Source organism: Staphylococcus sp. HMSC057A08 (assembly GCF_001812925.1).
Taxonomy (GTDB): Bacteria; Bacillota; Bacilli; order Staphylococcales; family Staphylococcaceae; genus Staphylococcus; species Staphylococcus hominis.
This window is the reverse complement of sequence record NZ_KV810854.1, coordinates 447,029-465,628: the sequence shown is the minus strand read 5'-3', so window position 1 is coordinate 465,628 and position 18,600 is coordinate 447,029. Positions and strand designations below refer to the sequence as shown.

The following is an 18,600-nucleotide window of genomic DNA, read 5'->3' as shown; positions in this document are numbered from 1 at the left end:
ATTGTCTTTTTTATAATTTTTTTGATTATTTTCAACTCATCGAGCTATTACTTTTCTCATATTAAGTGCTATTAGCACAAATTCTAGTTCTCTTTTAGCTTTATTTATTTCTCTAATGGATATTCGAGGGAAACAAAATCGCCTTCATAAATGCAAAAACAGGCTCTACATCGATTTTTCTTTGACTGTAGATTGTAGATGGTTTTTGTTTTTGGTATTGTTTGGACAAATGAATTTATCGAATTCAGTCTTAGTAATTGTTTTTACAATATCGTTTATGGGAATGAGAACTGAAGTTTCCATTGGTAGAGTAAATTGTGTCATGTTATCATCTTTATACATAAGACACCTCGTTAATTTAGTTTAGTGAAGTTTATTAAATTATAGGAAAGAACCTTATTTTTTTTAAATATTTCAATGTAAAATTACATATAACAAAGTATTTTGGCAAGATTCTTGAGAGAACAGGACAAACTGAAGACTACAGGCTAAACCTGTCCCCTAAGAAAGTGAGTCAACAATACGTAGTATTTGTAAATAAAGAAGCCAGTAAATGAATTTATAATGAACTCATTTACTGGCTATTTTGCTAGAAATGATGTCCCAGCCTCTTTTTATTTTAATTGATTTTTTCTTTTTAAATATCTGCTAAATATTATACTGCTTATTATTCCGATAATGCTCAAAATTAATAGTTTATAAAAATGTGGTGGTGTATAAGATAATTCAATATGAGTATCATTTTTCTTGACTGGAATAGCTGTCATAATACCGTTAGCTTGTTTTACATCTACATCGTGTCCATTAACACTTGCGTGCATACCGTTAGTATAGACGATTGGGACCACTAAGTATCCAGAAGTTCCTTTAGGTTTAGTGAATGTATAGCCACTTCTAAATTGTGAAATAGTCACAGGTTTAAGTGATTTAGAAGCTTGTTTTAATGTATGATAATCTTCTCCATAGATACCTTTAATAGATAGTCGATAATGTCCTTTAGTAAGACGAATCTTTAATTGATCCGACGCTTTTACTCTCATTGTTACAGGAGTTACAAAACGTCGATATTTATAACTTAGCATATTACGATTTTGAGCATATTCATTTACTCCTATAGAATGCTCAATATCGGGAGCTAACAATTCTACATCCATTTCGACATACATATCTTTATATTGATTAGCTAAAGTTTTAGGTAATGTCAATGTGATACCACCATTATTTTTTTCTACGTTTAAATGAGTTTTATCTTTCCAAGTAGCATTATGTGTAGATTGATATGCTTTACTTAATAGGTTTTTATTTTGAGTGAAAGAAGTATTCGCTTTTATTGAATCATCATCTAATACTACACCTTGTAGCATCGCTTGCTCACGATCTAATGGCGATTTGAGATCATGTTTATTAAAAATCTTATTAGTAATATGAGTGGCTGGATAATTAATAGTATTTTCTGAATGAATTAATTTATCTGAACCATTATTGATAGTATCTACCTTTTTAAAACCATAAGGCATATTCAGATCGTTAGGATGTCGGAACCGATTTTGAACATCCCACATGGCTTCTAAATTTGCTCGGTTCCCTAAGTATCGATATGTACTATTCTTATCAACAGGCATATTAATTTGCATTTCTTTATCATAGTATTTTAATATATCACCATCAAAAATACTTGAATAAAGTGAAATGCCATTATAATGGTAAATAAATGGTGAATTGAGTGCATAGGCTGACATATAATCGATACGATGGAAAGGATTTTTATTATCTTTTTGTTTCTTAATATTATTAATTCTTTTAGCAAGTTTATGGTTATAATAACTTGAATCTGTTAATGTTTTTGTAGTTGTTGCATACGGATCAATAGTACGAGCTCGTGAATCGTGTGTCATCATAATTTGTTGTACAAAGAATAGTAACACAATAGCTATTAGTATATAGGGTTGATATAACCATTGTTTTTTCCATACTACAAAGGTTAAAACGATGATTAAAAATAATGGTACAATCATCCAATTGACATAAGTACTTGTAAATATATAGTGATATAAACCAAATATAAATACCGGAATTGCTACAAGTAAATATTGTTTTAATGTAAGTTCAGATAAATATTGAATATATAATGCAATTAAGATACTAGTTGAAATAGATAAAAAGTATACCCATCGACGTTGTGGCAGTGAAAAGCCATTAAATGCACTATCAAAGTATTGTGATAAAGATCCAATAAGTAAAAACCAAGTGATAATAGCAAAAATTTTATAATAGTAGTGACGATATAACTTAAACGTAAATAACGCCATCAATGCAATAATCGAAACTGTGATATAAAAACCATCAGAAAAAATATGATATTTATTTTGTGTTAAATCTGTAAACAATGTAATATTAAAGTCATTATTTTGGGCTCTATCATTATTTAGGAATGAAGATACACCTGTATAGAATCCTAAAATACTAGATAAAAGCGCAAGTATTGCACCAATAACGAGTAAATAAAATTTTTCCCATCTTGATACGATATCATAACGATATTTAAAAATGATTCTTAATATGAAATAAATCCCTAATACAATAGCTTGGTAGTAACTGAAATAAAAATTAGAAAATAAGGTCAGCGCAACTGAAAAGATAAATAGCCCTATTCTTCTTTTTTGGAAGAAACGTTCCATTCCCCATAAAGATAAAGGTAATAAAATCAATAAGTCTCCATAAAATGACCATGTATAGTTATAGTAAAGAACAAGAGTGGATGCACCATATAAAATAGTAGCGATAAGCAATGGCGCCGTTTTCAACTTTAGCCATTTTAAGTAGTAAAATACAACAATAATTGTAATAATCGTTCTAGCGTAAGCGATTATTAATTGGTTAGTTGCCCAAAAGGCGATGTGACTCGTTTGCCAATGAAATAAAAAGTGACTTACCCAGATTATAAAAAAATTAATCCACATTATCGGAGATAAAGAATAATAATAGGCTAACCCCTTAATGTAATCTCCACCTAATCCAAATGATTGATCATAGGCTCCTTTGAACTTACTATAATGTTCATATAAGTACATTTGAAATGGCATCATTTGTCTAAAACCATCTCCGGAACCACTAAATACAAATCCTTCTTTGACATAATCTCGAATAAATGGATAATAAACTGCCAAAGAAATGATATTAGCAATTATAAATATAGATAAAAAGGTCAATAATCGATTGGACCGAATTTTATTGATCAATGTTTTTCCTCATCTTTCTCTTTTTGGTATTAACAAATCTAACAAATACAACACTTATTATTATACTGATTAGTGAAATTAAAATCATAGTATTCCAATAAGGTGGTTGATATTTAATAATTATTTTTTTGGCAGATGAATTAACAGGAACGCCTGTCATCATGTAATTAACTTTCATAGGTTTAATACGGTGTCCATCAACATACGCTTGCATACCTTCTCTATAAGGAATATTAATTGAAGCAATCCCTTTATCATGTTTAGCTAAGTTGACTTCGACGCCATTTTTAATATCTTTATATTTGTTATTAAAATCAGCTTTTTCATGCATTTGTTTTAATATTTTATAGTTTTCACCATTTAATTGTTGAAGATTTAAATAAAATGTTCCTTTAGGAGATAAAGTGATATTGATGTTTCCTTTATTATCAGGTTGTGTTCGATAAAGTTGTGTATCAATACCAGTACGATAAGTAGAATTATTAAATAATCGGTGATTTGCATAATTATTCACAGAGACTGTGTAATTACTATCGGGATGACCACGCTTTATTTTCATCGTAACGTAAAAATCATCATACTTTTGGCGTAATGATTGAGGTAAGTGTATTGTTAATGTTCCACCTTTATCTCCAATTACTTTATAGACATTACCATTTAAATGTTTTAGATTTTTATAACTCAATGATGATTGAGTTAATAAATTAGGAGCTTTATCTTTATAACTTGTGCCTTCATTGTTTAAAATAACACCTTTTAACATTGCATGTTCTCTATCAATTGCAGTTGTTAATTTTTTACTATTGTATATAGAATCAGTTACTTTAACAGAGGGTAAGTTAAGTGTATTTTCATAAATACCATATTGCCCGCTTGATTTTATTTTTTTGAAGTAGGAAGGTAAGTTATTTTGATAATTTTTTAGCATCATATAACGCACTGAAAATAGACTCGCGATATTTTGTCGTCCATTCGTTGATTGATATCGACTCAATGACTCCTCAGCTAAATTAATTTTTAAAGCATCGTAATAATAATCGAGTATATTATGATGGAAAATACTTGAATACAAACTTAACCCTTTAAAATGTTGATACATCGGTGTATTATCTTGTTCGTTGACTCTCCAATCGATACGTTCATCCTCATGCTTATTTTGATTCATTTCTTTGACAAGCGCACGTTGTAAGTCGGAACTATATAAACTGGAATTAATATAAAACGTATTTCCACGATCAGTGTGATCTTTATAGTAAATTTGATTTTTAATGAATACTATAGAGACCAAGATACTTAATAATATAATTGAAATATTATATAAATAACTTAATTTAAAACGATATGTACGATCTTTAATGATAAGAACCATCAGTCCAATTAAAGATACAATAGGGACTAATATGAACCATGCTAAAAATTTATGATATATTATAGCGCTTATAAATATAACTAATTCTGCAATAATATTACTTATTAGATAAGATTTTGTAGTTAGTGTTTTGAAATATTTTAAAAATAATCCGATTAATAGTGTGGAATTAAAAGCTAAAATAAAATGCCAACGCTTTTGAGGCGCTGAAAAACCATTAAATACTTGGTCGATGAAAGGTATAAAACTAAATATGATAAATACAAAGGTAAGGATAGCAAATAAACGATAATAATAATGTTTATATAATTTAAAACTTAAAAGAGCTTGAATGGTAATAAATAATAATACAATTAAATAATTATCAAAGAAAATATTTGTATTAATATCTAATTTTTCAAATGTATCAACTGCTCCAGAAAAAGGCACACGACGGTTATTTAAAAAGCTTTGAGCACCATGAAAAAAGATAAATAAACTATTGCCTAAACCTAACAGGGCACTAATGATTAAAGTTAAAAATGCTTTACTTCTTGAGAGAATATCTTTTGGGTGTCTAAATATTACACGAATCAGTATATAACCCCCACCTATTAAACAAAGATAATATGCAAAATAAAAGTTATTAATTAGTATTAAAGAAACAGTAACAATGAATAGTCCAAACTTCTGTTTTTGCAAGACTCTTTCAATAGAGAGTAGTAATAACGGCATCCAAACAAACACATCACTAAAGAAGGGCCAATACACTGTAAAGCGATAATATAAGGGTGACATAACAAATAAAAACGCTACAACTAAGCTTAACCGTTTGTTATTTGAAATGTATTTACTATATAAGTAAGTGCAATACATAGCAATCGTTGCTTTAATCATGGACATAACAAGGGCATTAATCATCCAAAATAATATATCATGCGTATGTAAAGGAATAAAAATTTTAATAAGTGCAATAAATACTACATTTATTATAAATAAAATATTTGTGGAGAAGTAGTAACTAAGATCTGTAAAGAAATCTCCACCTAATCCAAAATCGGTGGAATAAAACAAATTGCCACTACTCCATTTATCAAATAAATACATTTGAATTGGAACCATTTGTTCCATTCCATCATTTGGACCTGTAAATAAAATGCCATCGTGAATAAAACGATAAATGACATAACTATGGCCTATGATGGACAGTGCTATAAAAATTCCTAGATAAGTAAAAAATTTTTTCATATTAAACCTCTGTAGTTAGAATGTCCTATTAATAATTAAAAAATGACTACATACTAAATTGTAGTGTATTAAACTTCCTAATAAAAGTATTTATATGTTTTATAAAAAATTAGAAATTTGTTTTTAATAGTAGCGATTTAATGAATATGAAATAGCATGTTAAAATATAATAGAATTGATAATAGTAGTGAAGATTTTAAATATTGATTATAATCGAACAGTTGAAATAAATTTAACGAAAGTAGGGTGAATGTCATGGTGATTCAATGGTATCCAGGGCATATGGCAAAAGCCAAAAGAGAAGTGACAGAACAACTTAAGAAAGTAGATGTGGTATTTGAACTTGTTGATGCACGTATACCGTATAGTTCAAGAAATCCAATGATTGATGATGTCATTAAACAAAAACCACGCGTAGTTATTTTAAATAAAAAAGATATGTCGAATTTAAATGAAATGCAAAAGTGGGAACATTTCTTTACTGATAAAGGTTTTTATCCTGTAGCAGTTGATGCGAAACACGGCAAAAATTTAAAAGGCGTAGAAAATGCTGCAATTGAAGCGACTAAAGAAAAGTTTGAGAAAGAGAAAGCGAAAGGACTTAAACCTAGAGCTATACGTGCCATGATTGTTGGTATACCTAATGTGGGAAAATCTACATTAATTAATAAGTTAGCTAAAAAAAACATTGCTCAAACAGGAAATAAGCCGGGAGTAACGAAACAACAACAATGGATTAAAGTAGGTAAAGCATTACAACTGCTAGATACGCCAGGTATTTTATGGCCTAAATTTGAAGATGAAACTGTAGGTAAAAAACTAAGCCTTACTGGTGCCATTAAAGATAGTATCGTGCACTTAGATGAAGTAGCAATATACGGTTTACAATTCTTAATTAAACATGATGTTGAAGGATTGAAGAATCATTACAATATTGATGTAGAAACTGATGCAGAAATTTTAGAATGGTTTGATGCTATTGGACGTCGACGTGGGTTATTACAAAAAGGAAATGAAGTCGATTACGAGGCTGTCATCGAATTGATTATTAATGATGTGCGTAATGCTAAAATTGGAACTTATTGTTTTGATATTTATTCAGAAATGAAAGAGGACTTAGATTATGCCTCAAACAATTAAAGAGATTAAAGCATTATTAGACACAATTGATTCAATTGAAGCACTTGAACAACATGAATTAATGAGTGATACAAGAAAAGGGGTACAGCAAAATATAGTACGACGTCGTAAACAGCTTTTAAAAGATCAAGAAACACAAGAACATTATCAACAAATGAATAAATATGAAAATAAAATATTAAAGGACAATCCTAATGCTTTAATATGTGGGATTGATGAAGTAGGTCGTGGTCCACTTGCTGGGCCTGTTGTAGCTTGTGCAGTCATTTTAAATAAAGAACATCAATATTTAGGATTAGATGACTCGAAGAAAGTTTCAGCAACAAAGCGAAAAATACTTAACGAACAATTGAAAGAAGGTGTTTATGACTATGCTTACGGGATAGCAAGCGCTGAAGAAATTGATGAGTTCAATATTTACAACGCAACCAAATTAGCTATGGAACGTGCTATTAATCAATTAAAACAACAACCTAATCATTTACTTATTGATGCTATGACATTGGATAATGCAATGCCTCAAACTTCTATTATTAAAGGAGATGCTAAAAGTGTTTCTATTGCTGCTGCTAGTATCATGGCAAAAGAATATAGGGATGGTTTAATGGCGGAAGTAGCACTGAAATATCCTGGTTATGATTTTGAAAAAAATGTAGGATATGGCACTAAATCACACCTTCAAGGATTAAAACAATTAGGCATAACGCCATATCATCGTAAAACGTTTGAGCCTGTTAAATCAATGATATAATTAAAATAAAATTAAAATTATTTGAATTTAAAAACTATTGCAAAAAGTATAACACTTTCAGTTTACAAAAGCGCTTACATTTTCTATAATTAAAGTGAACTTAACCTAAGAAACAGGAGGATGGAAGATGAATATCCACGAGTATCAAGGTAAAGAAATATTTCGTGCTATGGGTGTAGCCGTTCCAGAAGGACGTGTAGCATTTACTGCTGAAGAAGCGGTGGAAAAGGCAAAAGAATTAAATTCAGATGTTTATGTAGTGAAAGCACAAATTCACGCTGGGGGTAGAGGTAAAGCAGGTGGAGTTAAAATTGCTAAATCACTGTCTGAAGTTGAAACTTATGCTAATGAATTATTAGGCAAGCAATTAGTAACGCATCAAACTGGACCTGAAGGTAAAGAAGTTAAACGCTTATATATCGAAGAAGGTTGTGATATTCAAAAAGAATATTATGTAGGCTTTGTCATTGATCGTGCTACTGATCGTATTACATTGATGGCTTCTGAAGAAGGTGGAACTGAAATTGAAGAAGTTGCAGCTAAAACGCCAGAAAAAATCTTTAAAGAAACAATCGATCCAGTGATAGGGTTATCACCATTCCAAGCACGTCGTATTGCATTCAATATTAATATTCCAAAAGAATCTGTAAATAAAGCAGCAAAATTCTTACTTTCTTTATATAATGTTTTTGTTGAAAAAGATTGTTCTATTGTTGAAATTAATCCACTTGTAACAACTGGTGATGGTGATGTTTTAGCTTTAGATGCAAAATTAAATTTTGATGATAATGCATTATTCAGACATAAAGATATTTTAGAGTTACGTGATTTAGAAGAAGAAGATCCAAAAGAAATTCAAGCATCTAAATATGATTTATCATATATTGCCTTAGATGGTGACATTGGTTGTATGGTTAATGGTGCCGGATTAGCCATGGCTACAATGGATACAATTAATCATTTCGGTGGTAATCCAGCTAACTTCCTAGACGTTGGTGGCGGTGCTACAAAAGAAAAAGTAACTGAAGCATTCAAAATCATCTTGGGTGATGATAATGTAAAAGGTATTTTTGTAAATATCTTCGGTGGAATTATGAAATGTGATGTGATTGCAGAAGGTATTGTAGCAGCAGTTAAAGAAGTCGAATTAACTTTACCTTTAGTTGTTCGTTTAGAAGGTACAAATGTTAAACGTGGTAAAGAGATTTTAAATGAATCTGGTCTAGCAATTGAACCAGCAGCAACAATGGCTGAAGGTGCACAACAAATTGTTAAACTTGTTAAAGAAGCGTAAGGAAAGGATGGGAACACTAAAATGGGTGTATTTATAGATAAGAATACTAAGGTAATGGTGCAAGGTATTACAGGGTCTACTGCCCTTTTCCATACAAAACAAATGCTTGATTATGGCACACAAATTGTCGCAGGGGTAACACCAGGTAAAGGTGGACAAGTGGTTGAAGGCGTGCCAGTGTATAATACAGTAGCTGAAGCTAAAAAAGAAACAGGTGCTAACGTATCAGTAGTTTACGTACCAGCACCATTTGCTGCAGATTCAATTTTAGAAGCAGCTGATGCAGAATTAGATATGGTGATCTGTATTACTGAACATATTCCAGTTGTTGATATGATTAAAGTGAAACGTTATTTAGAGGATAGAAAAACACGTTTAGTTGGACCAAACTGTCCTGGTGTAATTACAGCAGATGAATGTAAAATTGGTATCATGCCAGGTTATATTCATAAAAAGGGACATGTAGGCGTTGTCTCTCGTTCAGGTACTTTAACATATGAAGCAGTACATCAACTAACTGAAGAAGGTATTGGTCAAACCACAGCAGTAGGTATCGGTGGGGACCCAGTTAACGGTACAAATTTTATCGATGTACTTAAAGCATTTAATGAAGATGAAGAAACAAAAGCTGTTGTTATGATTGGTGAAATCGGTGGTACTGCTGAAGAAGAAGCAGCTGAATGGGTCAAAGCAAACATGACTAAACCAGTTGTTGGTTTTGTTGGTGGACAAACAGCACCTCCAGGAAAACGTATGGGCCATGCAGGTGCAATCATCTCAGGTGGTAAAGGAACTGCTGCAGAAAAAATTAAAACGCTTAATGAATGTGGCGTTAAAACAGCAGATACACCATCAGAAATTGGTACAACACTAATTGAAGCGGCAAAAGAAGCAGGCATTTATGAAGAATTATTAACAGTGAAGTAGCAATGATGTAATGAATAATTGAATTCAAACTGTCAACAATTACTGAAATTTGTTGGCAGTTTTTCTTATATATATCGTAGACTACCAATATATTATAAATGACTGAACGCTCTATTTTTTTATGTTATGAAATCAAAAAGTATACATAATCTTTTAATATTATTACTCCTTACATTTATATTTCAAATTTGTCTTATAAATGAAATTTTACTATTAATTATTCACGGTATAATAAATTAAAAGGAGACATTTATTTCATGAATGATTTTATTTTATTAAAAATGAGATGGATAGGGTATACGACCCAACATATTCATCATTTACTCAATGTATTTCCAAAATTTTTCAATGTTAATGAACATGTTCAATTTGAAATGATTAATGAATGGGAATCTCTATATTTAAAAAAGAAGCGTTTTACTCAATTAGAAGAGATTTCTTACGATTACATTCAAACTCAACTTTCTAGATCTCAGGTTAACTATGTTACTTCATTTTCTTCTCAATATCCTCCATTGCTTAAAACTATTTACGACTATCCTTTTATATTATTTTATCGTGGAAATATACATTTATTATCATCTACATATACTTTAGGTGTTGTAGGTTCACGTGAGGCCACACATTATTCTAAGTGTGCACTAGATTATCTATTTCCTCACTTTATAAATATTCCACTAACGATTGTATCCGGTTTAGCGAAAGGTGCTGATAGCATAGCTCATCAATTCGCATTAAAACATCATCTCCCAACTATTGCAGTTCTAGGTTTTGGTCATTTAAATCACTATCCAAAGGAAACCCGAAAGTTACGTAATATAATTGAAGAAACTGGTTTAGTCATAAGTGAATATCCTCCTTTAACAAAAATAAACAAATATCAATTCCCTGAAAGAAATCGTCTGATAAGCGGGTTGTCTCGTGGTGTATTAATTACTGAAGCTAAAATTAAAAGTGGTAGTCAAATTACAATAGATTGTGCTTTAGATCAAAATAGAAATGTTTATGTATTACCTGGATCAATGTTTAACCCTTTGACAAAAGGAAATTTATTACGTGCTCAAGAAGGGGCAATGATTGTTTCAGAAGCAGAAGATATATTATATGATTATTGTTTTTTAAACGATTAAATATATATATTTAATTGTGAAAATTCAAAGGATAGTTCATAAAAAAATATCTATATTGGATTAAAATATTGACAAAAACAAAATTAACCGTTTATCATTTATCTTTAGTAATTGAAAAAGCAAGGGGGAATTCACTTTGGCAGATAATTTAGTCATCGTTGAGTCGCCTGCAAAAGCGAAAACCATTGAAAAATATTTAGGTAAACGATATAAAGTTATTGCTTCTATGGGACACGTACGTGATTTACCAAGAAGTCAAATGGGTGTAGACGTAGAAGATAACTATGAACCAAAATATATAACTATTCGAGGGAAAGGTCCCGTTGTTAAAGATTTAAAAAAATATGCGAAAAAAGCTAAAAAAATTTTCTTAGCTAGTGACCCTGACCGCGAAGGTGAAGCGATTGCTTGGCATTTATCAAAAATTTTAGAACTTGAAGAATCAAAAGAAAACAGAGTAGTATTTAATGAAATCACTAAGGATGCAGTAAAAGAAAGTTTTAAACATCCTCGTGGTATCGAAATGAATTTAGTTGATGCACAACAAGCGCGTCGTATTTTAGATAGACTTGTAGGTTATAATATTTCTCCAGTACTGTGGAAGAAAGTAAAAAAAGGATTGTCAGCTGGTCGAGTACAATCAGTTGCTTTAAGATTAGTTATTGACCGTGAAAATGAAATCCGTAATTTTAAACCAGAAGAATATTGGTCAATTGAAGGAGAATTTAGATATAAAAAATCGAAGTTCACTGCTAAATTCTTACATTATAAAAACAAACCATATAAATTAAAAACAAAAAAAGATGTTGAAAAAATTACATCCGAATTAAATGATGATGCATTTGAAATCACTAATGTAAATAAAAAAGAAAAAACAAGATACCCGGCAAATCCATTTACAACGTCTACGTTACAACAAGAAGCAGCACGTAAACTTAATTTTAAAGCACGTAAGACTATGATGTTAGCACAGCAATTATATGAAGGTATCGATTTGAAACGACAAGGCACAGTTGGATTAATCACATATATGAGAACAGATTCAACACGAATCTCACAAACTGCTAAAGATGAAGCAAAATCATATATTGAAGAGAAGTATGGTACTGAGTATACTTCAAACCGTAAAACAAAAGGTAAACAAGGGGATCAAGATGCCCATGAAGCTATTCGTCCAACAAGTACATTACGTACACCAGATGAAATGAAAGCTTATTTAACACGTGATCAACATCGCTTGTATAAATTAATTTGGGAACGTTTTGTAGCAAGTCAAATGGCTCCTGCAATTTTAGATACTGTGGCTTTAGATGTAACACAAAATGACATTAAATTTAGAGCAAATGGACAAACAATCAAATTTAAAGGCTTTATGACATTATATGTTGAAGCAAAAGATGACAAAGATAATGATAAAGAAAATAAATTGCCAAAATTAAATCAAGGTGATAAAGTAACTGCAACACAAATTGAACCGGCACAACATTTCACTCAACCACCTCCAAGATACACAGAGGCACGATTAGTTAAGACATTAGAAGAATTAAAAATTGGTAGACCTTCAACATATGCTCCAACGATTGACACAATTCAAAAACGTAATTATGTTAAACTTGAAAGTAAACGTTTTGTACCAACTGAACTAGGAGAAATCGTGTATGAGCAAGTGAAGGATTACTTCCCAGAAATTATTGATGTTGAATTTACAGTTAATATGGAAACCTTGCTCGATAAAATTGCAGAAGGTGATATCGGTTGGAGAAAAGTTATCGATAATTTCTATGGTAGTTTTAAATTAGATGTTGCGCGCGCAGAGGAAGAAATGGAAAAAGTTGAAATTAAAGATGAACCAGCCGGCGAAGATTGCGAAGTATGTGGAGCCCCTATGGTAATAAAAATGGGACGTTATGGTAAATTTATGGCGTGCTCGAATTTCCCAGATTGTCGAAATACAAAAGCTATTGTTAAAACTATTGGTGTCACTTGTCCAAAATGCAAAGATGGCGATGTAGTTGAGAGAAAATCCAAGAAAAATAGACTATTTTATGGTTGTTCGAATTATCCAGAGTGTGACTTTATTTCTTGGGATAAACCAATAGGAAGAGATTGTCCAAAATGTAATCATTACTTGATGGAACATAAAAAAGGACGTAGTTCTCAAGTGATTTGTTCTAATTGTGATTATAAAGAAGAAGTACAAAAATAGAATTTTTATTAAAGGAGAATGTATATGAGTCAAACTGTTAATGTTATAGGCGCAGGATTAGCTGGTTCAGAAGCAGCTTATCAATTAGCAGAACGTGGTATTAAAGTGAATTTAATCGAAATGCGTCCTGTTAAACAAACGCCTGCCCATCATACAGATAAATTTGCTGAGTTAGTATGTTCTAATTCACTACGTGGTAACGCATTAACAAATGGTGTAGGTGTGCTTAAAGAAGAAATGCGACGTTTAGATTCATTAATCATCGCAGCAGCTGATAAAGCTAGAGTTCCAGCTGGTGGTGCATTAGCAGTAGATAGACATGACTTTGCTGGTTATATTACAGATACATTGAAAAATCATCCTAATGTAACTGTTTTGAATAAAGAAATTCACAGTATTCCAGAAGGACATACAATCATTGCAACAGGACCGTTAACAACTGAAAATTTAGCTAAAGAAATTGTAGAAATTACAGGTAAAGATCAACTATATTTTTACGATGCAGCAGCTCCAATCATTGAAAAAGATTCAATTGATATGGATAAAGTCTATTTGAAATCACGCTATGATAAAGGTGAAGCAGCATATTTAAACTGCCCTATGACTGAAGAAGAATTCAATCGTTTTTATGATGCGGTATTAGAAGCTGAAGTTGCACCGGTAAATGAATTTGAAAAAGAAAAATATTTTGAAGGATGTATGCCATTTGAAGTGATGGCTGGTAGAGGTCGTAAAACATTACTATTTGGTCCAATGAAACCTGTAGGATTAGAAGACCCTAAAACTGGTAAACGTCCATATGCAGTAGTGCAATTACGTCAAGATGACGCGGCTGGTACGCTTTATAATATTGTCGGATTCCAAACACATTTAAAATGGGGCGCTCAAAAAGAAGTCATTCAATTAATTCCAGGTTTAGAAAATGTTGATATTGTGAGATATGGTGTGATGCATAGAAATACCTTCATCAATTCACCTGATGTTTTAAATGAAAAATATGAATTAATTAATAATGATAGAATTCAATTTGCAGGACAAATGACAGGTGTGGAAGGATATGTTGAAAGTGCAGCAAGTGGCCTTGTAGCAGGTATCAATTTAGCGCATAAGTTACTTGGGAAAGGAGAAGTGATTTTCCCAAGAGAAACAATGATAGGGAGTATGGCTTATTATATTTCTCATGCTAAAAATGAAAAAAACTTCCAACCGATGAATGCTAACTTTGGTTTATTGCCATCACTTGATCGCCGCATTAAAGATAAAAAAGAACGTTATGAAGCACAAGCATATCGTGCTCTAGACTATCTAGAAAATTTCAAAAAAACGTTATAGATTTAAATTATTCATAAATTCTCAAAAGATTTTGAATTCTATAGCTAATTATTTTAGTCCCCCTCAGTTTATATGCTACAATGCATATGATGGAGGGGATTTTTAGTGGAAGAAATCCAAAAGAAATTTTTGAATATGCTTAAAGTTGAAAGAAATTTCTCCGACCATACATTAAAAGCGTATCATGACGATTTAGCTCAATTTAATCAGTTTTTAGAACAAGAACTGTTAAATTTAAGAACGTTTGAATATAAAGATGCAAGAAATTATCTAAGTTATTTATATTCCAATAATTTGAAACGTACTACTGTATCAAGAAAAATATCAACATTAAGAACATTTTATGAGTTTTGGATGACTCAAGATACATCAGTAAATAATCCTTTTATACAACTTGTACATCCTAAGAAAGAGCAATATCTTCCTCAATTTTTTTATGAAGAAGAGATGGAAGCATTATTTAATACTGTTTCAAACGATGCAAAAAAAGGATTAAGAGATAGAGTAGTAATTGAATTATTATATGCAACAGGCATTCGTGTTTCAGAACTTGTGAATATAAAGGTTATGGATTTAGATATGAATCTTCCAGGGGTAAAGGTATTGGGTAAAGGAAATAAAGAACGATTTGTGCCTTTTGGAGAGTTTTGTAGACAAAGTATTGAACAATATTTAGAAAAATTCAAACCACTTAAAAGTAAAAGTCATCCTTATTTAATTGTTAATATGAAAGGTGATCCTATTACTGAGAGAGGTGTTAGATATCTTCTCAATGATGTAGTTGAACGTACAGCGGGGGTAACAGAAATTCATCCTCATAAATTAAGACATACATTTGCTACACATTTATTGAATCAAGGTGCAGACCTAAGAACAGTTCAATCTTTATTAGGACACGTTAACCTTTCTACAACTGGTAAGTATACACATGTATCTAATCAACAATTGCGCAAAGTGTATTTAAGTGCACACCCTCGAGCAAAAAAGGAGAGTAAATAAATGAGTAAGACATCATTACATGCTACAACGATATATGCTGTAAGACACAATGGAGAAGCGGCAATGGCTGGAGACGGCCAAGTTACACTTGGTGAACAAGTAATTATGAAGCAAACAGCTAGAAAAGTAAGACGCTTATACGAAGGTAAAGTGTTAGCAGGATTTGCAGGAAGCGTAGCCGATGCATTTACATTATTTGAAAAATTTGAAACTAAATTACAACAATTTAGCGGTAATTTAGAACGCGCTGCTGTAGAACTTGCTCAAGAATGGCGTGGAGATAAGCAATTACGTCAACTGGAAGCCATGCTTATCGTAATGGATAAAGATGGTATTTTAGTGGTAAGTGGTACAGGTGAAGTCATTGCGCCTGACGATGATTTAATCGCTATTGGTTCAGGAGGAAACTACGCATTAAGTGCAGGAAGAGCGCTTAAACGTCATGCTTCACATATGACTGCGAAAGAAATGGCATATGAAAGCTTAAAAGTCGCTTCAGATATTTGTGTATTTACAAATGATAATATTATTGTTGAGACTTTATAAATAACATATATAAACAAAACGGAAATGAATTGATATGGACATACATTAAGGTGGAGGTAATAGTAAATGGATACAAACGGTATAAAATTAACACCTAAAGATATCGTATCTAAATTGGACGAATATATTGTAGGTCAAGAAGATGCAAAACGTAAAGTAGCAATCGCGTTAAGAAATAGATACAGAAGAAGTCTTCTTGGCGAAGAAACTAAGCAAGAAATTGCGCCCAAAAATATTTTAATGATTGGCCCAACTGGTGTAGGTAAAACAGAAATTGCACGTCGTATGGCAAAAATCGTAGGTGCACCATTCATTAAAGTGGAAGCTACAAAATTCACTGAAGTTGGATATGTTGGACGTGATGTAGAAAGTATGGTTAGAGACTTGGTGGACGTGTCTGTAAGACTCGTAAAAGAGCAAAAGAAATCATTAGTTAAAGATGAAGCAACACAAAAAGCTAATGAAAAATTAGTAAAATTACTTGTTCCTAGTATGAAGAAAAAAGCAGCTCAAAATAATAATCCACTTGAATCTCTTTTAGGTGGTGCTATTCCTAATTTTAATCAGAATGACGAGGAAGAAGAAGCACCTACAGAAGAAATCAAAACAAAACGTTCAGAAATAAGACAACAACTTTTAGCAGGCAAGCTAGAAGAAGAAAAAGTTAGAATCAAAGTTGAACAAGACCCTGGTGCATTAGGAATGTTAGGCACGAGTCAAAATCAACAAATGCAAGATATGATGAATCAATTGATGCCTAAACGAAAAGTAGAAAGAGAAGTGCCAGTAAAAATAGCACGTAAAATTCTTACTGATGATTTTGCAGATGAATTAATTGATCAAGAAACTGCTAATCAAGAAGCTTTAGAAATAGCAGAACAAATGGGAATTATCTTTATCGATGAGATTGATAAAGTCGCTACAAACAATTCTAATAGTGGTCAAGATGTATCAAGACAAGGTGTTCAAAGAGATATATTACCAATCCTTGAAGGTAGCATGATTCAAACTAAGTATGGTACTGTAAATACTGAGCACATGCTATTTATTGGTGCTGGCGCTTTCCATGTTTCTAAACCAAGTGACTTGATTCCTGAGTTACAAGGGCGTTTTCCAATTCGAGTTGAACTTGAAAGCTTAACAGTTAATGATTTCTATAGAATATTGACTGAACCTAAGTTATCTCTTATAAAGCAGTATGAAGCACTGTTAAAAACTGAAGAAGTTACTGTCAACTTCTCTGACGAAGCGATAACACGATTAGCTGAAATGGCATATCAAGTGAATCAAGATACAGACAATATTGGTGCACGTCGATTACACACTATTTTAGAAAAAATGTTAGAAGATTTATCTTTTGAAGCACCAAATATGCCAAATGCAGTAGTAGATATAACACCACAGTATGTTGATGATAAGTTGAAATCTATTTCAACAAACAAAGATTTAAGTGCATTTATTTTATAATATAAATAAAGGAGAAATTTTATGAGCTTATTATCTAAAACTAGAGAATTAAATACATTATTACAAAAACATAAAGGCATTGCGGTAGACTTTAAAGATGTTGCTCAGACTATTAGTAATGTAACTGTTACAAATGTCTTCATCGTTTCTCGTAGAGGTAAAATTTTAGGGTCAAGTTTAAATGAACTTTTAAAGAGTGAACGAATTAGTAATATGTTGACTGAAAGTAAACATATTCCAAGTGAATACACTGAACTACTTATGCAAGTTCAACAAACTAAAGCGAATATTGATATTGATTCAGACTTGACAGTATTCCCTCCAGAACACAGAGAAGTATTTATTAATAGTAGAACAACTATCTTCCCGATTTTAGGGGGAGGCGAACGCTTAGGTACACTGATTCTAGGACGAGTTAAAGATGACTTTAATGAAAATGATTTAGTGCTTGGCGAATACGCTGCAACTGTTATTGGTATGGAAATATTACGTGAGAAACATAATGAAGTTGAGAAAGAAGCCCGTGATAAAGCTGCTATTACAATGGCAATCAATTCATTATCTTATTCTGAAAAAGAAGCGATTGAACATATTTTTGAGGAACTTGGTGGCAATGAAGGTCTATTAATTGCATCTAAAGTAGCAGATAGAGTAGGTATTACACGTTCTGTAATTGTAAATGCGTTACGTAAATTAGAAAGTGCTGGTGTAATAGAATCACGATCGCTTGGCATGAAAGGTACATTTATCAAAGTTAAAAAAGAAAAATTCTTAGATGAACTTAATCGAAGTGAATAAATTATTTTTAAAACTACTATCTATTAAAATTAAGATAGTAGTTTTTTTATTTTACGCAGTCAAAAAATGTTGCGTAATGATTCTATATATGATATCATTATTGACGGCTATAAAGCCAATACACACGTAGTGAATGTAAATATAAAGGGTGCAGTCTTAAGTATTGTCTTTATAT

14 protein-coding genes and 1 pseudogene are annotated in these 18,600 nt (G+C 31.5%); 11 read left to right on the top strand and 4 right to left on the bottom strand.

Annotated features, from left to right (window positions below; all coding sequences use genetic code 11):
- Positions 1–36: 36 nt before the first annotated feature.
- The 4 genes and pseudogenes from HMPREF2881_RS12050 to HMPREF2881_RS06805 all read right to left on the bottom strand — a co-directional run.
- Positions 37–196, bottom strand: a pseudogene (locus HMPREF2881_RS12050) (transposase); the annotation flags it as partial.
- Entirely contained in the window at positions 166–342 is a 177-nt protein-coding gene (locus tag HMPREF2881_RS11815) for a hypothetical protein (RefSeq protein ID WP_166667411.1), read from the bottom strand. The pseudogene HMPREF2881_RS12050 and the gene HMPREF2881_RS11815, both read right to left, overlap by 31 nt.
- Before the next feature lie 272 nt (positions 343–614).
- Positions 615–3,239 carry a YfhO family protein gene (locus HMPREF2881_RS06810; protein ID WP_002448840.1) on the bottom strand — a complete coding sequence of 875 codons (2,625 nt, stop codon included), beginning with the start codon at positions 3,237–3,239 and terminating at the stop codon, positions 615–617.
- Positions 3,229–5,835, bottom strand: coding sequence for a YfhO family protein (locus HMPREF2881_RS06805; RefSeq protein WP_002488702.1), 2,607 nt, complete (start codon positions 5,833–5,835; stop codon positions 3,229–3,231). The genes HMPREF2881_RS06810 and HMPREF2881_RS06805 overlap by 11 nt, the downstream gene beginning before the upstream one ends.
- Before the next feature lie 255 nt (positions 5,836–6,090).
- Here HMPREF2881_RS06805 and ylqF point away from each other — a divergent pair, with 255 nt between their 5' ends.
- From ylqF to codY, 11 genes are all read left to right on the top strand, one after another.
- On the top strand, positions 6,091–6,975 hold the full coding sequence (gene ylqF, locus HMPREF2881_RS06800) for a ribosome biogenesis GTPase YlqF (protein ID WP_002448797.1): 885 nt from the start codon (positions 6,091–6,093) through the stop codon (positions 6,973–6,975).
- Complete coding sequence (locus HMPREF2881_RS06795; RefSeq protein ID WP_002455424.1) at positions 6,959–7,726, top strand: ribonuclease HII; 768 nt, start codon at positions 6,959–6,961, stop codon at positions 7,724–7,726. Before ylqF ends, HMPREF2881_RS06795 begins: the two co-directional genes overlap by 17 nt.
- A 127-nt stretch (positions 7,727–7,853) precedes the next feature.
- Entirely contained in the window at positions 7,854–9,020 is a 1,167-nt protein-coding gene (gene sucC / locus HMPREF2881_RS06790; RefSeq protein ID WP_002448800.1) for an ADP-forming succinate--CoA ligase subunit beta, read from the top strand.
- 21 nt (positions 9,021–9,041) lie between these two features.
- Complete coding sequence (gene sucD / locus HMPREF2881_RS06785) at positions 9,042–9,947, top strand: succinate--CoA ligase subunit alpha (RefSeq protein ID WP_002448725.1); 906 nt, start codon at positions 9,042–9,044, stop codon at positions 9,945–9,947.
- Positions 9,948–10,204: 257 nt separating this feature from the next.
- Entirely contained in the window at positions 10,205–11,077 is an 873-nt protein-coding gene (dprA, locus tag HMPREF2881_RS06780) for a DNA-processing protein DprA (protein WP_002448769.1), read from the top strand.
- A 136-nt stretch (positions 11,078–11,213) separates the two neighbouring features.
- Positions 11,214–13,283 carry a type I DNA topoisomerase gene (gene topA / locus HMPREF2881_RS06775; RefSeq protein ID WP_002448837.1) on the top strand — a complete coding sequence of 690 codons (2,070 nt, stop codon included), beginning with the start codon at positions 11,214–11,216 and terminating at the stop codon, positions 13,281–13,283.
- A gap of 24 nt (positions 13,284–13,307) precedes the next feature.
- On the top strand, positions 13,308–14,615 hold the full coding sequence (gene trmFO / locus HMPREF2881_RS06770; RefSeq protein ID WP_002448834.1) for an FADH(2)-oxidizing methylenetetrahydrofolate--tRNA-(uracil(54)-C(5))-methyltransferase TrmFO: 1,308 nt from the start codon (positions 13,308–13,310) through the stop codon (positions 14,613–14,615).
- 105 nt (positions 14,616–14,720) lie between these two features.
- Positions 14,721–15,614 (top strand): tyrosine recombinase XerC, encoded by an 894-nt coding sequence (xerC, locus tag HMPREF2881_RS06765; RefSeq protein WP_002448815.1) that lies wholly within the window; start codon positions 14,721–14,723, stop codon positions 15,612–15,614.
- Positions 15,615–16,160: an ATP-dependent protease subunit HslV gene (gene hslV, locus HMPREF2881_RS06760; protein ID WP_002448739.1), complete on the top strand. Its 546-nt coding sequence runs from the start codon at positions 15,615–15,617 to the stop codon at positions 16,158–16,160.
- A gap of 66 nt (positions 16,161–16,226) precedes the next feature.
- Positions 16,227–17,627 (top strand): ATP-dependent protease ATPase subunit HslU, encoded by a 1,401-nt coding sequence (hslU, locus tag HMPREF2881_RS06755; protein ID WP_002455418.1) that lies wholly within the window; start codon positions 16,227–16,229, stop codon positions 17,625–17,627.
- Between the two features lie 21 nt (positions 17,628–17,648).
- Complete coding sequence (gene codY / locus HMPREF2881_RS06750; protein ID WP_002448767.1) at positions 17,649–18,425, top strand: GTP-sensing pleiotropic transcriptional regulator CodY; 777 nt, start codon at positions 17,649–17,651, stop codon at positions 18,423–18,425.
- Positions 18,426–18,600 lie beyond the last annotated feature (175 nt).